Origin of the sequence: Streptoalloteichus hindustanus, assembly GCF_900129375.1 — a bacterium.
Classification (GTDB): Bacteria; Actinomycetota; Actinomycetes; order Mycobacteriales; family Pseudonocardiaceae; genus Streptoalloteichus; species Streptoalloteichus hindustanus.
The window spans coordinates 1-16,074 of sequence record NZ_FQVN01000005.1 but is presented as its reverse complement, the minus strand read 5'-3'; the positions used below and the strand labels follow the sequence as shown (position 1 = coordinate 16,074).

The 16,074-nt window shown below is 74.0% G+C and carries 11 protein-coding genes, 2 tRNA genes and 1 pseudogene; 5 read left to right on the top strand and 9 right to left on the bottom strand.

The annotated features are described in order from the left end of the window. The first annotated feature begins 18 nt into the window (after nt 1-18). Both BUE43_RS16045 and BUE43_RS16040 read left to right on the top strand, forming a co-directional pair. Nucleotides 19-771 carry an alpha/beta fold hydrolase gene (locus tag BUE43_RS16045; protein ID WP_073483976.1) on the top strand — a complete coding sequence of 251 codons (753 nt, stop codon included), beginning with the start codon at nt 19-21 and terminating at the stop codon, nt 769-771. A gap of 555 nt (nt 772-1,326) precedes the next feature. Beyond that, the gene (locus BUE43_RS16040) at nt 1,327-2,739 is read left to right on the top strand and encodes a SagB family peptide dehydrogenase (RefSeq protein ID WP_083959735.1); all 1,413 of its coding nucleotides are present in this window, start codon (nt 1,327-1,329) and stop codon (nt 2,737-2,739) included. A 460-nt stretch (nt 2,740-3,199) separates the two neighbouring features. Here the strand turns inward: BUE43_RS16040 and BUE43_RS16035 are convergent, their stop codons facing one another. The 5 genes from BUE43_RS16035 to BUE43_RS16015 all read right to left on the bottom strand — a co-directional run bounded on the left by BUE43_RS16035 (nt 3,200) and on the right by BUE43_RS16015 (nt 6,656). Then, nucleotides 3,200-4,156, bottom strand: coding sequence for an aminoglycoside phosphotransferase family protein (locus BUE43_RS16035; RefSeq protein ID WP_073484875.1), 957 nt, complete (start codon nt 4,154-4,156; stop codon nt 3,200-3,202). 91 nt (nt 4,157-4,247) lie between these two features. Next, entirely contained in the window at nt 4,248-4,703 is a 456-nt protein-coding gene (locus tag BUE43_RS16030; RefSeq protein WP_073483974.1) for an HNH endonuclease, read from the bottom strand. Between the two features lie 76 nt (nt 4,704-4,779). Next, nucleotides 4,780-4,852 (bottom strand) — tRNA-Leu (locus BUE43_RS16025). Nucleotides 4,853-4,879: 27 nt separating this feature from the next. Then, nucleotides 4,880-4,954: transfer RNA gene (locus tag BUE43_RS16020), tRNA-Leu, on the bottom strand. A 955-nt stretch (nt 4,955-5,909) separates the two neighbouring features. Continuing rightward, nucleotides 5,910-6,656, bottom strand: a complete 747-nt coding sequence (locus tag BUE43_RS16015; protein WP_073484873.1) for a metal-dependent hydrolase — start codon at nt 6,654-6,656, stop codon at nt 5,910-5,912. A gap of 404 nt (nt 6,657-7,060) precedes the next feature. Here BUE43_RS16015 and BUE43_RS16005 point away from each other — a divergent pair, with 404 nt between their 5' ends. The 3 genes from BUE43_RS16005 to BUE43_RS15995 all read left to right on the top strand — a co-directional run bounded on the left by BUE43_RS16005 (nt 7,061) and on the right by BUE43_RS15995 (nt 13,347). Beyond that, nucleotides 7,061-11,116, top strand: a complete 4,056-nt coding sequence (locus BUE43_RS16005; RefSeq protein ID WP_073483970.1) for a WD40 repeat domain-containing protein — start codon at nt 7,061-7,063, stop codon at nt 11,114-11,116. 100 nt (nt 11,117-11,216) lie between these two features. Then, nucleotides 11,217-12,188 (top strand): hypothetical protein, encoded by a 972-nt coding sequence (locus BUE43_RS35170; RefSeq protein WP_234995754.1) that lies wholly within the window; start codon nt 11,217-11,219, stop codon nt 12,186-12,188. Nucleotides 12,189-12,354: 166 nt separating this feature from the next. Further along, a complete protein-coding gene (locus BUE43_RS15995) occupies nt 12,355-13,347 on the top strand; it encodes a small ribosomal subunit Rsm22 family protein (RefSeq protein ID WP_073483966.1) in 993 nt (330 codons plus the stop codon). Here the strand turns inward: BUE43_RS15995 and BUE43_RS15990 are convergent. From BUE43_RS15990 to BUE43_RS15975, 4 genes and pseudogenes are all read right to left on the bottom strand, one after another. Beyond that, nucleotides 13,290-14,075 carry a metallophosphoesterase family protein gene (locus BUE43_RS15990; RefSeq protein WP_073483963.1) on the bottom strand — a complete coding sequence of 262 codons (786 nt, stop codon included), beginning with the start codon at nt 14,073-14,075 and terminating at the stop codon, nt 13,290-13,292. The two genes, BUE43_RS15995 and BUE43_RS15990, sit on opposite strands and share 58 nt — an antisense overlap. Before the next feature lie 156 nt (nt 14,076-14,231). Further along, complete coding sequence (locus BUE43_RS15985) at nt 14,232-14,486, bottom strand: BON domain-containing protein (RefSeq protein WP_073483961.1); 255 nt, start codon at nt 14,484-14,486, stop codon at nt 14,232-14,234. A 10-nt stretch (nt 14,487-14,496) separates the two neighbouring features. Beyond that, on the bottom strand, nt 14,497-15,090 hold the full coding sequence (locus BUE43_RS15980; RefSeq protein WP_234995753.1) for a nucleotidyltransferase: 594 nt from the start codon (nt 15,088-15,090) through the stop codon (nt 14,497-14,499). 91 nt (nt 15,091-15,181) lie between these two features. Next, a pseudogene (locus BUE43_RS15975) lies at nt 15,182-16,074 on the bottom strand (hypothetical protein); the annotation flags it as partial.

Genomic DNA, 16,074 nt, shown 5'->3' with positions numbered 1-16,074 from the left:
TGAACCTAGGCTCGGCCCATGACACTCGCCCATGACGTGACCGGTTCCGGTCGGCCCGTGGTGTTGCTGCACTCCTCGGCGGCCGACCGGCGGATGTGGGACCCCCAGGTGGACGCGCTGGTCGCCGCCGGACACCGGGTGGTGCGTCCGGACTTCCGCGGGTTCGGCGACACGCCGCCGGCGCCGGCGTTCAGCGACGCCGAGGACGTGCGGGATCTCCTGGACGAGCTGGGTGTCGGCCCGGCAGCGGTGGTGGGCGCCTCGTTCGGCGGGTCGGTCGCGCAGGAGTTCGCCGCCCGGTGGCCGGACCGCGTCACCAAGCTCGTCCTGCTGTGCGCCGGTATGAGAGGCGCCGCCGAGACACCGGACGCGACCGCCTACCGGGAGCGGAAGGAGAAGCTGGTCGCGGCCCGGGATCTCGACGCGCTGGTCGAGCTCGACACGGGGACGTGGTTGGGGCCGGAGGCCGACGAGCGGGCACGCGCCGCCCTGAGGACGATGCGACGCCGGTCCGCCGAGGTCGCGTTCGCCCTCGACGGCACGATGGACCGCCGCTTCGCGGACGTCGATCTGGCCGCGATCACGGCGCCCACCCTCGTCGTCTCGGGCGCGCACGACCTGGACTACTTCGGGGCCATCGCCGGAGTTCTGGCCGAACGCGTCCCGAACGCGCGACACGTCACGCTGCCGTGGGCTGGCCACCTGCCGAGCGTGGAACGGCCCGAAGAGGTCTCCGCGCTCGTGGTCGACTTCCTCCACGAAGGACGGTAGCCAGCGCGTTTCTCCTGAGGCGAGCGAAAAACCGAAAGCCGGCCGTGCGCGCGGACCTGACCGTCCGCGCGCACGGCCGCTGTTCTTCCCGGAATTCTCCCCAGTAGACAGTCCACTTCGTCGTCGTGGCGGGCGCCGCCGCGGGATGGCTGGGGAAATCTCGGTGGCGTTCTGGGGACCGGGCTTGCGACCCTTGCTGACGTGACACGCCGCCGGCCCCGAGCAACGCGGCGTCGCCGACCGCCACCAGCGGCGCCGGACGTGCCCGTTCGCCCACCAGGCGGACCGCGCACCGCCCGTGCCCGACGGCGGAGTCGCCGCTGACCCGCGTCGGGAGCGTCGCCGTCGCCGCCCCCCTTTCCCGCGAGGACACACCGCCGAGGGACGTAGTACTCCTGGTGGCACTCGCGGTCGATCCGGTGGGCGCGGCCCGACGGGCGAACACTCGCCCCTGTCCGCCAGACGAGGGACGAACCACCCCCCGACTTGAGCGGGGAGTAACCGGTCTCTTACTTTCCGCAAGGAAGATCATTCCGAACCCGAGGAGCCCCGTTGATGGCACACCTGTCCTCGCCGCACCGCGAGCTGATCCACCTCCGTTCCCAGGTCACGGTGCGACGAGCCGCCGAGGACGAGGTCGAGCTGACGGAGAACGGGCACGTCGCACGGTTCGCCGGACTCAGCGAAGGCCAACTCGCCGCCCTGGACAACCTCCTCGGCGAGCCCCGGACGGAGCCCGAACTGCTGCGGGCGGTCCGCGCGCACGACGGCGAGCACAGCCCGGCCCGCCTGTCCGACCTGCTCACCCGCCTCCACCGGGACGGGTGGGTGGAGAGCACGCTCGTCGACGGCGACCGCCCCCTCGTCACCGTCACCCCGACCGGGTCGCCGGTCCGGGCGCGGACACCCGTCGCCGAGTCCGACGTGCTCGTGCTGTCCCGGTTCGCGATCCTGCGGCGCGACGGCGACCGGATCCTGCTGGAGTCGCCCCGGGCGAAGGCGGTCGTGGCGGTGCACGACGACGCGGTCGTCGCGCTCCTGACCGGCCTCCGGATCCCGCGTCCCGCAGCCTCCCTGACCGGACCGCTGTCCGCCGAGGCGACCGCGGCGGTCCTGGAGATCCTGCGGGCGCACTCCCTCGTCGTCCCCGGCGACGAGGAGGAGCGCGACTTCGCCCTGCGCCAGTGGCGGCCGCACGAGCTGTGGTTCCACAGCCGGACGCGGCTGGGGCGACACGACCTCCCGTACGGGGGCACGCACTGGGCGCGGGACCGCTTCCCGGCGCTGCCCTCGGCGCGCGAGCCCTTCCCCGGGCCCGCCGTGCCCCTGGCGCGGCCGGACGGCGGCCAGGCCGCCGCCCCAACGCCCGCCTTCACGGACGTCCTGGAGCGCCGGCAGTCGGTGCGCGAGCACGACGACACGCGCCCGATCACCGCCGAGCAGCTCGGCGAGTTCCTCTACCGCTGCGCGCGGGTGCGCGGGGACCGCCCAGGGCACACCCAGGAGCTGACCTACCGGCCGTACCCCTCCGGCGGGTCGATCTACGAGCTGGAGCTCTACCCCGTGGTGTCCCATGTGGACGGTCTCGCGTCGGGGATCTACCACTACGACCCGTTCGGCCACCGGCTGGAGCGCGTCCCGGACCGGGTCGACGCCGCGCCCCGGTTGCTGTCGTGGGCCCGGCGGATCACGCTCATGCCGGGCGACCCGCAGGTGCTCATCGTGATCACGGCGCGCTTCGGCCGCATGATGTGGAAGTACGAGAGCATGGCCTACGCGGCGACGCTGAAGAACGTGGGCGCGCTGTACACGACGATGTACCTGGTCGCGACCGCGATGGGCCTCGCGCCGTGCGGGGTGGGCGGCGGCGACTCCGACCTCTTCGCGGAAGCCACGGGCCTGGACTACTACGCGGAGTCGAGCGTGGGCGAGTTCGTCCTGGGCAGCCGCCCGCCGACGGCGGCATGACGTGGCGGTGGGGGCCGCGCCGGCGCGGCCCCCACCCGCCGAGCCTTAGCACCGGAACGAGCCGCGCCACCGGAAACCCTTGCCCCGCCGACGATCCCCGCCCTCGGGGTACACCCCCACCCGCCCTGGGGGGCGAGCCCTGCTCCAGCCTATCGGCCCACCCAGCGCCGGCAAAGTGAACAGCGCCGCCCTGTGGAGGAATTCGGGTGACTGTGGACAACTCGGACGTTCTCACCCGTCGGTGGTCCTGATTTCACCCGCCAGAAGCCCACGGCGGGGTCATCACCGCGTCGACCAACGAACCCCCGCTCAGCAGGAAGCGACACCAGCGGCTGGCCGGAGCCACAGCGGCCCGGCCCGGTGCGGGCACAACAGAGCGTTCGTCCACAGAGGACCTCCAGAGGACAGTCCACTGTGGAGCGACATCGAGCACGAGTTTTCCCCGTACAACAGAGAAGATTCAGTCGAGGCCCCACCACGCAGTAGCGAGCGCATCGAGAGACGACTCCGGAGGCTTCGGCATCTCGCGCAGGTACCACGGAAGATTGCTGTAGACGTGCAGCAAGGTGTAGGCGAGGAACCTGCGGGACAGCTCCTCGTCGAGCGCGTCAGCCGCGAAGCCGTAGCTCGTGAGCACGCGACGCAGAACCACGGCGTCACCACGCGCCACGAACAAGCCGACCGCGACGAACTCGTACTCGTTCGCTCCCCGCATCGCGGGCTCGAAGTCGAACAACCCGGACAGCGCCCACCCGTCGTCGGTCGGCGTCACGAGCAGGTGGTCGCTCATCACCTCGGTGTGCAGGAGCACCGGCCGAGGCGACGGGTCGAGCGGCACAGCGTTCAGGAACGCCGGGATCTGCTCCAGCCACGGCGCGCCGAGACCCGCCCGGCGCTGCCGGTCGACGCAACCGGCGCGCTGCTCGGCGAGGAACCGCCCCCAGTCCGCCGGCTCCAACCGGTCCAGAACGGGGTCCTCGACGGCGTGCAACGCGGCGAGCGCGGCGCCGAGCTCCGCGGCCAGCCGATCCCGTTGCCGGGGCGAGGTCCGCGGCCAAACCGAGGTCAGGCTCTCCCCCCGCAGCCGCTCCATCAGGACGTAGCCCCAGCCCTCGAACTCCCCGACCGCGTCAACCCGCGGCGTGGGAACGGGAAGCCGGCCCTCCACCGCGCGCAGGACGCCGCTCTCGACGTCCGCTTCGTGCCGGTGCACGGCGGGGTAGAGCTTCAGCACCTGGTTCCCGCCCACCGCGTAGACAGGCAGGGAGCCGTCCTCGAAGCGTTCGAGCGTGGCACCCAGAAGGCCGAGCCGATCGCACAGCGCGGTCACACCGGGCAGCAGAAGCGACTCGTCGGAGCGCACGGCGTCGTACCGCTCGACCGTGTCGGCCGCTGGCAGGAGAGTCTCCGCGGGCATGACGGGCACCGTAGGACACGGGCCGACCGGGCGCCGAGGCGATTTCCCCGCCCCAGCGCCCGATCGGCCCGTGCTCACTCTGACGACGCGCTCACGCCGTGCCCGTCAACGCGGGCACCAGGTCCTGCCAGTTCGGGACCTTCGGGTGCCGCAGGAGCCGCATGCCCGCCTCCTGCGGCGTGCGGTCCCGCTTGCGGCCGTTGCACGGCGCGCAGGCGCACACGGTGTTCAACCACTCGGAGCGCCCGCCCCGGGAGACCGGGAGGACGTGGTCGACGGTGTCGCCGGGCCGACCGCAGTAGGCGCAGCGCTTCCCGTCGCGGACCAGGACGCCCCGCCGGCTCCAGCCGGGCGCCCTGCCGTAGCGCCAGCGCATCGAGATGTAGCGGAGCAGCCGCAGGACGCGGGGCACGGGGAAGTCGCCGAGGGTGTGCCCCTCGATCGCCTCCTCCACGACCGCCACCTGGCGGACCAGCATGCGGATCGCGTGCCGAACGCTGACCGTGTGCAACGGCTCGTAGGAAGCGTTGAGTACGAGCACACCCACCGGGTCCTCCCTTCCTCGTGGTGATCGGGGTTTCTGTGTCCGAACCGGACGGCGGAGCCGGATCGGCCCCGCCCGGTGCCCTCGGCGCGAGTCGAACGCGCACTGGCCGGATCCTGAATCCGGTGCCTCTGCCGTTGGGCTACGAGGGCTGGCGTCCTCGCCGGAGCGAGGACCGGTGCGGCCGCGGGGAGTCGAACCCCGACGTGGACTGGCTCTCGACCAGCCGCCTCTGCCAGTTGGGCCACGGCCGCGTGTGGTGGCGGGCGGGGCCGGTCCGCCGCGCGGGAGATCCCCGCCCGCCACCGGGTCGAGGTCCCCGCCGTCGACGGGCCGGGGCGGCGAACCCGGTTCGCCACGCCGGGTTCGCCGTTTCCCCCTCCGGCACGGCCCGTTGTCCGCCGGGCCGCGCCGACCAACCCCCGCGGAGTTCCTGGTCGCCGGGGAGAGAGGCCGGCGAGCGGGTGCCATCGGGGGTCCGCGGTGAGGGACGGAGTCGAACCGTCGGTGCCGGTCGTGGCGCCCGGTCCGCCACCGGGTCGGGCTCCCGAGCCCCTCCTCACCGTGCCCGTCGAGGACACGAGATCCGCTCCGCTCCCACCGCGGAACGGCGGCCGTCGCCCTCGACGGATCTTCACACTCCACTGTGGACTTGGAAAGGATCGCTCGTCTTCTCGCGCGAAGGCCGCGGTTACCCGGTCCGCGTCGCTCACCCCGAGATCCCGGGCATGACCGTCGGTTTCCCGAAGAGGACGACTAACGCGTTGGGACAAAAGAAAAGCCGCCCTGGTCGGCTTCTCCGACGGGCGGCTCCCCACGTGTCGCTTCCGCGTCATCGAGTAGAGTCCGCACCGTCCGGCAGAACCCGGTGTGCCGCGTGCGGTCGGAGCGAGAAGTGCGCCGACAGCGACAGTCGGGCGGGGGCACCGCAACCGCGGCGCCACATCGACCGCTTCTCCGTGCCCGCCATCGTGATCTCCTCACCACCGCTGTCGTCGTCGCGTCAACTATCGCCCGGAAACCGCTCTACAGCAATCTTTTTTCGCACCACAGACCACCTCTTCCCAGTCCGGTTCCGACATCCGCTTCGCCCCGAATCGCGGCGCTATCCCGCCAGTCTCCCGGGCGCAGAGCCAGAACACCGTCCCGTCACCGGAAGTTCTCCCCGACTTCCGTGTCCTGCCGGTACTTCCGCCTCCTCGACGTGAGTCATCCGGTCGAGCCCGAGGACACCGCGCCGAACAGGAGCAGCGCGCCCGCCACGACCAGAGCCGGAAACACCAACAGGGACTCGAACGGGCCGCCGGCGCGGAACCTGAGCGCCGCCGGCGGCCGGACCCGGTACCACGCCTGTCCGTGGACACGCAGTGGCCAGAGCAGGGGCACTCCGGAGTGCGTGACCATGTCGCCCAGGTCGTGCACCAGGCAGCCGACCGCCACCAGCCCGCCCACCACGAGCGCCGTCCGCCCGGAGTCGACGGGGACGAGGACCGCCCCGCCGGCCAGCACGGCCAGCGCGAGCGCGGCGGCGACCACACCCAGCACCCAGGCCCCCAGCGCTGCCGCGGCGAGGAGTACCCCGAAGCCGAGGACGGCGACCGCCACCGGTGGGCCGCCCACGGCGACGAGCGCGGTCACGGCGAGGCCGAGGCCGACGGCGAAGAGCGCCGTGTGCGCCAGGTGGCGGTGCTCCCCGTCCCGGCGTCGGTCGCCGGGCGCGCGGCTCCACTCGTAGACGGCCGAGGAGGTCCGCCGCAGCAGCCACGACACGAGCCGGGTGAACGGCCCGAGCAGGCGGGACGCGGTGGACGAGCGGTGGTCCAGGTCGGGCAGCAACGCGAACCCGGCGGTCGCGCAGGCCATGAGCACGACCACCGGCAGGGCCGGGCGGTCCGCCACCGCGGACAGCGCGAGCCCGGCGCACCAGCCGGTCGCCGCGTGCGAGCGTCCCATCATGATCACGATGGTCGGCCCGGCCCCGCCAATCGGACAGCGGCTGACCAGGTGCTTCCGCGCCGCCGAGCAGGTGGTGTTCCTCCCGGCGCAGTCGAGGGAGGGTGGCGGGCGCGTCCAGGACGACGTCCCCGGGAGGACCGGTGCGGCGGCGCCCAGAGCGCGGGTCCGCCCGCCCCGGCCGGTCAGGTCGCACCTTTTCGGCCCAACGCCGTGACCCGAGCAGTGGATTGCCCCGCGAGATGGCGTCCCGCGAGGCTGTTCACTCACCTGGGGGAGGGGCGAACCAGGGGGGCAGGGGGATGGTGGCGAACGAGGATCCCGCCGAGGCGTCGACTGAATCGATCCCACGATCTGAATCGCTTCAACAACCGGCCGAACGCGCCCGGCGCGGCATTCGCGGCTGGGTGCGCGCTGCCGGGTTCGGCGCGCGGAAGCTGACCCCGGTCGGGATCGTCGCCTTCCTCACCGCGTCCGCGGTCGCCCCGATCGCGGCGCCGTTCCTCGGCGCGGGCTCCCCCGAGCTCGGCCCGCTGTTCGCCCAGCTCGGCGGCATGGGCAGCAACTTCGTCGCCGACTTCCTGTCCACCACAGCGGACCGGCTCCGCCGGGAGGGCGACGGGGAGGTGGACGCGGACCAGCTGCGCGACCTGCTGGCCGACGCCCTGGCGGAACGCATGGACGATCCGGCGCTGCGCGCCGAGGTCGCCCGGTTGCTGGAGGCGGTGGGCGCCGCCGAGACCGCCCTCACCGAGGCCGTCGCCGTGTCGCACGGGGAGTTGGCGAAGGAGATCACCGAGGGCCTGCACGCCCTGGGCGACCGGTTCACCGAGTTCCACGGCCTGGCGCACCACCTGGACGCCACCCTCGTCGCGCTGCACCGACGGCTGTCCGACCAGGAACGCGAGCAGCACCACCAGTCGCACCTGCTGCGCCGCACCCTCCTGGAGGTGATCGAGCTCCGGCAGCAGGTCACCACGCGCGAGGAGCACCCGCCGGACGCTCCGCGCGACGGGACGCCGCCCCCGTGCCCCTACCCCGGCCTGGCCTCGTTCACCGCCGCCACGGCCGGCCTGTTCTTCGGGCGCGCCGCGCTGGTCAACGACCTGTTGGGCGAGGTGGGCAAGCGGGAACGCGGCGGGCCGCCGCTGTTCCTGGTCGGCGCGTCGGGCGCGGGCAAGTCCTCGGTGCTCGCGGCCGGGCTCCAGCCGGCCGTCGCCCACGGCCTGCTGCCCAGCGGGACCGCGCGGCGCTGCGTGCGGTTCACGCCGGGCACGGCGCCGGCGGCGGCGTTGGACGCGGCGCTCCGGGACGTCGACGAGCCCGCCCTGCTCGTGGTGGACCAGTTCGAGGAGTTGTTCACGCAGTCCGCCGACCAGCGGCAACGCCGCTCCTTCGTCGCGGAGCTGACGCGGGTCGCCGCCGAGGGCACCCCGGTCGTCGCCGCCGTGCGCGCCGACTTCTACCCGATGTGCGCGGCCCTGCCCGAGCTGGCCGAGTTGCTCAACGGCAACCAGGTGCTGGTCGGGCCGATGAGCGAGGCGGAGCTGCGGCTGGCGATCCGGGGGCCGGCCGGGGCCGTCGGCCTGACCATCGAGCCCGAGCTGGTCGAGCGGCTGCTCGGCGACCTGCGGGTGCGCGGCGACGCCGGCCACGACGCGGGCGCCCTGCCCCTGCTCGCCCACGCGTTGCGGGAGACCTGGAAGCAGAGCGACGGGTGGCGGCTGACCGTCGCCGCCTACCGCGACTCCGGCGGCATCCACGACGCGCTGCGCACCACGGCGGAACGCGTCTTCGCGCGGTTCGACTCGGAACAGCGCGCCGCGGCACGGCGCATCCTGTTGCGCCTGGTCACGCCGGGAGACGCCGCCGGCGACACCCGACGCCGGGCGCGCGCGGGCGAACTGGACGAGCTCGGCGAACCCGCGTCCGTCGTGTTGCAGGCGCTGGTGCGGGATCGCCTGGTGACCGCCGACGCCGACACGGTGGAGATCACCCACGAGGCGTTGCTGCGGGAGTGGCCCCGGCTGCGCGACTGGCTGGCCGAGGACCGGGCGGGGCTGCTCGTGCACCGGCGGCTCACCGAGGCCGCGCAGGCGTGGCAGGCGCTGGACCGCGAGGCCGGCAGCCTCTACCGGGGCGCCCGGCTGGCGGTCAGCCGCGAGTGGGCCGGCCGGCACTGGGCCGACCTGAACCCGCTGGAGCGGGACTTCCTGACCGCGAGCGCGGCCGCCGAGGAGGCGGAGGCCACCGCGGCCCGGCAGCGCGCCCGGCGGCTGCGCCAGCTCATCGGCGTGCTCACCGTGTTCCTGGTGGCCTCGCTGGTGGCCACCCTGGTGGCCGTGCAGCAGCGGGCGACCGCCGACGAGCAGCGGAGCGTCGCCGAGCGCGAGCGGCAGACCGCCACCTCGCGGCAACTGGCCGCGGAGGCGGAGGCGAGCCGGGCGAGCAACCCCCGGCGGGCGATGCTGCTGGCGCTCAAGGCGTGGGAGGCGGGGCAGACCACGGAGTCACGGGGCAGCCTGCTCACCACGCAGATGGAGAACTACGACGGCGAGTTGCGCGGCCACCGCGGCCTGGTGCAGAGCGTGGCGTTCAGTCCCGACGAGTCGCTGGTGGCCAGCGGCGGGGGCACCGACGGCACGGTCCGGCTCTGGGACGCCGCCTCCGGCCACCAGCTCGCCGAACTGCCCGCGGGCACGCCGCGCACCGACGGCGACAACCCGGGCATCCTCTCCGTGAACAAGGTGGCGTTCAGCCCCGACGGCAGGACGTTGGCCAGCGCCGCGTTCTCCGTGGACGGGTTCCGGCTCTGGGACGTCGCCTCCCGACAGCAGATCGCGGTGTTCCCCACCCCCGCGACGGCGGTGGCGTTCAGCCCGGACGGAGCCACGCTCGTCGCGACCGCTCCCGACCACACCGTGCAGTTGTGGGACGTGGCGACCCGTCAGCTCCGCGCGACGCTGTCCGGGCACGAGAACTACATCTGGGACGTGGCCTTCAGCGGGGACGGGCGCCGCGTCGCCACCGCCGGGGAGGACGGCACGGTCCGGCTCTGGGACGTCGCCGGACAGCGGCAGGCGGCCGTGCTGACCGGTCACAAGGGGGCCGTGCGGTACGTGGCCTACAGCCAGGACGGCTCCACCGTCGTCAGCACGGGAGCCAAGGACAACACGGTGCGGATCTGGGACGCCGCGGCCGGGGCCGCCAAGGACACGATCACCTTCGCCGCCCAGACGCGCCCGGGCGGGATCGCGTTGAGCCCCGACAGCCGTCGGCTGGTGATCGGCGGCGCGATCCGGTCCATCCAGGTGTGGGACCTGGGGACCCGGCAACAGCTCGGGGAGTTGGCCACCCAGGTCAACGCCGAGTTCCAGGTGGCCTTCGCCCGCTCGGGGCACCGCGTCGCCACCGCGGGCGGCGACGGCCTGGTGAAGCTGTGGCAGTTCCGGCAGGTCGTGCTCGCCGAGCACACCGAGGCGGTCACCGACGTCGTCGTCGACGGGCAGGGCAAGCTCGTGGCGACCGGCAGCACGGATCGCACCGTGCGGCTCTGGGACGCCCAGCGGCGCGATCCCGTCCGGGTGCTGAGCGGGCACACCTCGGCGGTGCACGCGCTCGACCTCACCCCCGACGGCTCGCTGCTCGCGTCCAGTTCGGCCGATGCCACGGTTCGCCTGTGGGACACCAGAACCGGCGCGCTGCGCGCGGTGTTGCGCGATCCGGACAACCGGGGGCTGGGCCGGGTCGCGTTCAGCCCGGACGGCCGGCTGCTGGTCGCCCTGCGGTTCCGGATCACCGCCGACGGCACCGCGCTCACGGGCAAGGACGCGGAGCCGGTGGTCTGGGACGTGGGTTCCGGGCAGGTGCGGGGCCGGCTCGCCGGCGGCGGGGAGGGGCCGGAGTCGCTCGCGTTCTCCCCCGACGGGCGCACCCTGGCGACCGGCCTGGTCGACGGTCGCGTCCGGCTGTGGCGCACGGCCGACCTGCGACCGGACGGCGAGATCCAGGGGCCGCGGCAGGCCGTCTACACCACGGCCTACAGCCCGGACGGCCGGGTGCTCGCCTTCGGCGGCAGCGACAACACGGTGGCCTTCGCCGACCTGGCCTCGCGACAGGTCTCCGGCACGCTCCGGCTCACCGCCGCCGTGCGGGACCTCGCGTTCAGCCCCGACGGCGCGCTGCTGGCCGCCGCCAGCGAGGACAACACGGTCCGGCTGCTCGACGTGGGCCGCCGGGAGATCGCGGCCAACCTCCACCGGCACAGCATGAGCGTGAACCGGGTGGCGTTCGGCCCGGACGGGCTGGTGGCCAGCGTCGGCGCCGACAAGCTCGCGTTCCTGTGGACGGCGCGACCCGAAGCCGCCAGGAAGCGGTTGTGCGCGGTGGTCGGACGCGGCGCACGCGAGGAGGAGTGGCGGGAGATCGCACCGGATCTCGGCCCGGCGCCGCGCTGCTCCTGAGCCCGACCACCGGCGCGGTGTCGCGTCGACCGGCACCGGGCCGACCGGCGACGCACACTGTCGGGCACTGGTCCCGCTGACCTGCCGGGCGGTGCGCGTGATGAACAGGAGCCGGACCAAGAAGGCCAGCGCTGCCGACGATGCGGATGGAGCCGACAAGGCTGCCGAGGCCGTGTCCGAGATCGCGGCCGAGTTGTACGCGGTGCCGCCGCCGGAGTTCGTGGCGACGCGGGACGCGCGGGCGGGCGCGGTCGAGAAGGCGGGTGACCGCGTGCTCGCCCGCGCCGTCCGCCGCCTGCGCCGGCCCACGCTCGCCGCGTGGGCGGTGAACCTGCTGGTCCGTCAGGAGCGGGGGCTGCTCGACCGGCTGCTCACGGTGGGCGCGGAGCTGCGCGCCGCGCAGGAGCAGTTGCGGGGTGAGGCGCTGCGGCAGCTCAACCGGCAACGGCACCAGGTGCTCGCGGCGCTCACCCGCCGGGCGCGCGACCTCGCCGCCGAGCAGGGGCACCGGCTCGGCGGCACGGCCGAGCGGCAGGTGGAGGAGACGCTCTCCGCCGCGCTGGCCGACCCCGAGGCGGCCGCACAGGTCTGCTCCGGTCGCCTCACCTCGGCCCTGCCCGCCTACTCCGGGTTCGGTCCGCTGCCTTCCGTGCCCTCCGTCGCCCGGCCGCGTGCCGAGCACGCGCCGGCCCCAGCCCCGCGCCGCCCCAGAACCGACGCCGCGGACGCCGCCGCGCGTCGGGCGCGGGAGCGGGAGCAGGAGCGGCTGCGCGCGGAGCTGACGAAAGCACGCCGCGAACACGATCAGGCCACCGCCGACCTGGAACGCGTCGAACACGAGCACGAAGGCGCCAGGAGCGCCCGGGACGTCGCCCAGCGGGACCACCAGGCGGCCCAGGACGAGCTGCGTCGACGCCAGGACGCGCTGCATGTCGCCGAGAACGCACTGCGTGTCGCCCAGGACGCGATGGCAGCGTGCGACCGGGCTCTCCGGGAGGCCCGGCGTGCGCGGGAGTCGACGCTGCGCCGCGTGCGGAAGCTGGAAGAACAGGTGGGCGCGGCCGAGAAGTGACCCGGGACCAGGCGAGGTCACACCCCGTCGACCTTCGAACACGGGTTGCCGCAGGTCACAGGGGTGCTCGCGCGGCGGGTGCCCGAGACGGGCCGGTATTCTGCCTGCCGGTCGCTCCCCGTGCGCGGCCGGATCTCCCCACCCGCCGTCAGCCCTCGGAGGATGCGTGGCCGCCCTTCCCGACGATCTCCGGTCCTCCCTGGAGCACGTGCTCCGCCCGGCGTCGACCCAGGAGATCGCGCGGTCGGTCGAGCGGCTGATCGAGCGCTACCGCGGTGGCGCGGCCGCGACCGAGCCCATCCTGCGATCGGCCACCGACGTCGCCGCCTACGCCGCCTACCGGATGCCCGCCACGTTCGCGGCCGTGCGGGCGGCGCTGGCCCGCTCCGCCGAGGTCGCGCCGGACTTCCTGCCCCGGACCCACGTGGACGTCGGCGGCGGCACCGGCGCCGCGGTGTGGGCCGCCGCCGAGACCTGGCCGTCGCTGGAGTCCGCCGAGGTCCTGGAACAGGTGCCCGAGGTGATGGCGCTGGGCCGGCGGCTCGCCGAGGGCGCGGCCGCCCCCGTGGTGCGGGGCGCGCGGTGGCGGCGGTTCGTGGTGGGCGCCGGCCCGGTGCTCCCGGAGGCGGACCTGGTCACCATGTCCTACGTGCTCGGCGAGCTGCCCGAGACCCACCGCGCCGGCATCGTGCGGGAGATGGCCGCGCGGGGCGCGGTGGTGGCGGTGTTCGAGCCCGGCACGCCCGCCGGGCACCAGCGCGTTCTGGCGGCCAGGGACGTGCTCCTCAGCCAGGGCATGACCGTCCTCGCGCCCTGCCCGCACAACAACGTTTGCCCGATCGCCGAGGGCCAGGACTGGTGCCACTTCGCGGCCAGGGTCACCAGGAGCGTGCTGCACCGGCAGGTGAAGGCGGGCTCGCTCGGGTACGAGGACGAGAAGTTCTCCTACGTCGTGGCGTCGCGGCACCCGTGGCCGCCGGCCGGCGGTCGCGTGGTGCGCCACCCGGTGCGCCGCAAGGGCCTGGTGTCCCTTCGGGTGTGCGGGGCCGCGGGCGAGCTGACGGCCGAGACGGTGTCCCGGCGCCACGGCGAGCTCTACCGTCAGGCGCGGGACGTGGAGTGGGGCGACGCCTGGCCGCCGGTGGCCGACGCGGACTGATCGCCCCGCTCGTCGGGGCCGTGCAGGTTGTAGACCTTGTAGGCGCACCTGATCACGGGCTGGGCGACGTTGCGGACGCGCACCCCGCCGGGTGTGGTGCCGTGCTCGGTGCCGAAGTGCGCGTGCCCGTGCACGGCCAGGGCCGCGCCGGCGTCGTCGATCGCCTCGGCCAGCAGGTAGGAGCCCAGGAACGGGTAGATCTCCAGCGGCTCCCCGCGCAGGGTGTCGGTGACCGGGGAGTAGTGGGTCAGCGCGACGCGCACCGGGACGTCGATCGCGTGCAGCGCGTCGGCCAGCCGGGCGGCGACCTTCTCGGTGTGCCGGACGAAGGACTTCATCTCGGGCTCGCCGAAGGCGCTGCCGCACTTGCCGGCGAAGCCGCCGCCGAAGCCCTTGACCCCGGCCACGCCCACGGCGGCGCCGTCGAGCCGCAGGACCGTGGACTCGCCCTCCAGGACGTGGATGCCGTGGTCGGTGAGCAGCGCGGCGATCTGCTCGGGCACGTCGGCGTGGTGGTCGTGGTTGCCCAGCACCGCGACCACCGGCACCGGCAGCCCGGCGAACTCCTCGGCGACCACCCTCGCCTCGGCCAACGTCCCGTGCTTGGTCAGGTCGCCGGCGAGCAGCAGCAGGTCGGCGTGGTCGGGCAGGTGTTCGAGGGCCGGCCGCAGCCGGCCCCTGGCGTCCTCGCCGAGGTGCACGTCCCCGACGGCGGCGATCCGGATCACGGGGCGGTCCTCCCCTCCTCGCCTCGTCGACCCCGGCCGTCGCCGACCCGGGTCCGTCTTCGCCCGGTCCAGTCCAGCTGGTCCACCCAACTGGTCCAGCTCAGTTGGTCCAGCCCAGTTGGTGCACCCCAGTTGGTGCAGCCCAGTTCGTCCAGCTCAGTCCAGTTCCTCGGCGGTGGAGGGCTCCCGGCACTCCACCACCCCGACCTCGTTGTGCACGGTCAGCTCGGGCTCCAGCTCGCGCACGACCTCGGTGAGGTGCTGTCGGCGCTCCTCGCTGGCGACCTCGCCCACGAGGTACACGTGGTCGCCGCGCAGCTGCACCCGCACCCCGAGCTCCGCGGTCCGCGGGTCCTCCGCGAGCGCCTGGGTCAGCCGGGCCGCCGCGTACTGGGGAGTCCTGCTCGACATCTCGTCCCTCCTACGCCGCGACGTCCTCGGGCGGGGGCGTGATGCCCAGCCGTTCGGTGAGGAACAGGAACGACTGGGCGTACGGCGAGTGCGCCGTCTCCGCCCGCACGCGCCGCCAGTCCACCTGTTCCCGCAGCGCCCGCACCACGGGCAGCAGTTGGGCGAAGTCGCAGTAGTGCAGGTCGAGCACCAGCAACTTCTCCACCACGAGGAAGGTGGCCGGCATCACCGGCATGGTCACCGCGCCGACGCGCAGCTCCTCGGCGCTGTTCAGCATCTCGTCGTCCACCGGCCGACCGGCCGAGCGGAACAACAGGTCGACCAGGCGACCCTCGTCGTAGGCCTTGAGCAGCCAGTCGCCCACCAGGGGCTTGTCCGCCCGCAGGTCCGCCTGGACCAACGCCTGCAGCGCCTGGTGCCCGTCCTGCTCCCGGAGCAGGACGTCGACGTCGTGCTCGGTGCCGGGGCCGCCCCTGGCGAAGATCGCGCAGCCGCCGGTCAGGGCGAACCGGACACCGCTGACTCGCAGTGTCACCGCCACCCTGGTGACCGTCCGTAGCAGTGCGCGCATCTCCGGCACGGCGTACTCCCGCTGTTCGCCCACTGCCGGCGGCGTGCGCTCCCCGACGCCAGGGCGTCCGAACAGTGACGTTCCTGGATCTACCCCGGGCGCGCTCCGGGTAACCCTCGCGGGCTCAGCCCACCTTCCGGCTGCCCAGGAGCTGCCAGTCGTCGATCAGGTAGGACTCGCCCTGCTGGACCAGCGTGAAGGTCATGTCGTCCTCCACGACCCTGCCGTCGCGCATGTGGTAGACCAGCTTGGCCCGCACGCCCCCGCCCGCTGCGGCGTGCTCGGCCACGTCGATCGACTTCACCCCGGCCCACCACGAGCGGTAGCTCGCGAGGCCCTGCGTCTTGTTCCGCGCGTTCGGCGTGAGCCGCGACCACGCGGCGTCGGTGTTGCCGGGCAGCAGCTCGTAGTAGTCGCTGACCGCCTCGACCCGGTCCTCCTGGCCGTCGCCGTCGTGCTTCGGCGTGGTGGTGGGGGTGGGGCTCGGCGAGGACGAGGTGGGAGTCGACGACGGGCCGGTCGAGGAGATCCTCGGCGGGGCCTGCGGCCGTCCGTCGGCCGACTGCTCGGGCGGGCCGCCGGGCGCGCTGGCGGTGTGCCGCGCGTCCGAGGACGTCGGGAACGCGCTGGCGTCGCCGGTCTGCCGGTTGTGCGCCATGATCAGGTTGGTCACGACGATGCCGGTGGCCACGGCGAGCACGACCGAGGTGCCGTAGAGCAGGCCGGCGCGCCGGTACCAGGGCCGGGACTCGGGCCGCTCCTCCGCGCCGGTGGCGGGCAGCGGCGACACGCTGGTCGGCGGTGGGGTCGGTCGCGCGGTGGCCGGCCGGGGTTCGGCCGGCGACGCGAGGGACGGCACCGCCTTGGTGACCACGGCCTGGGTCGGCGCACCCGACTGCCACGGCGGCACCACCGCCACCGCCTCACCCAACCCGGCCGGAAGCGGCTTACCCGCGGCCACCGCCGCCAACGCCTCCCGCGCCTGACCCATCGTCGGACGCTCCTCCGGCTCCGACC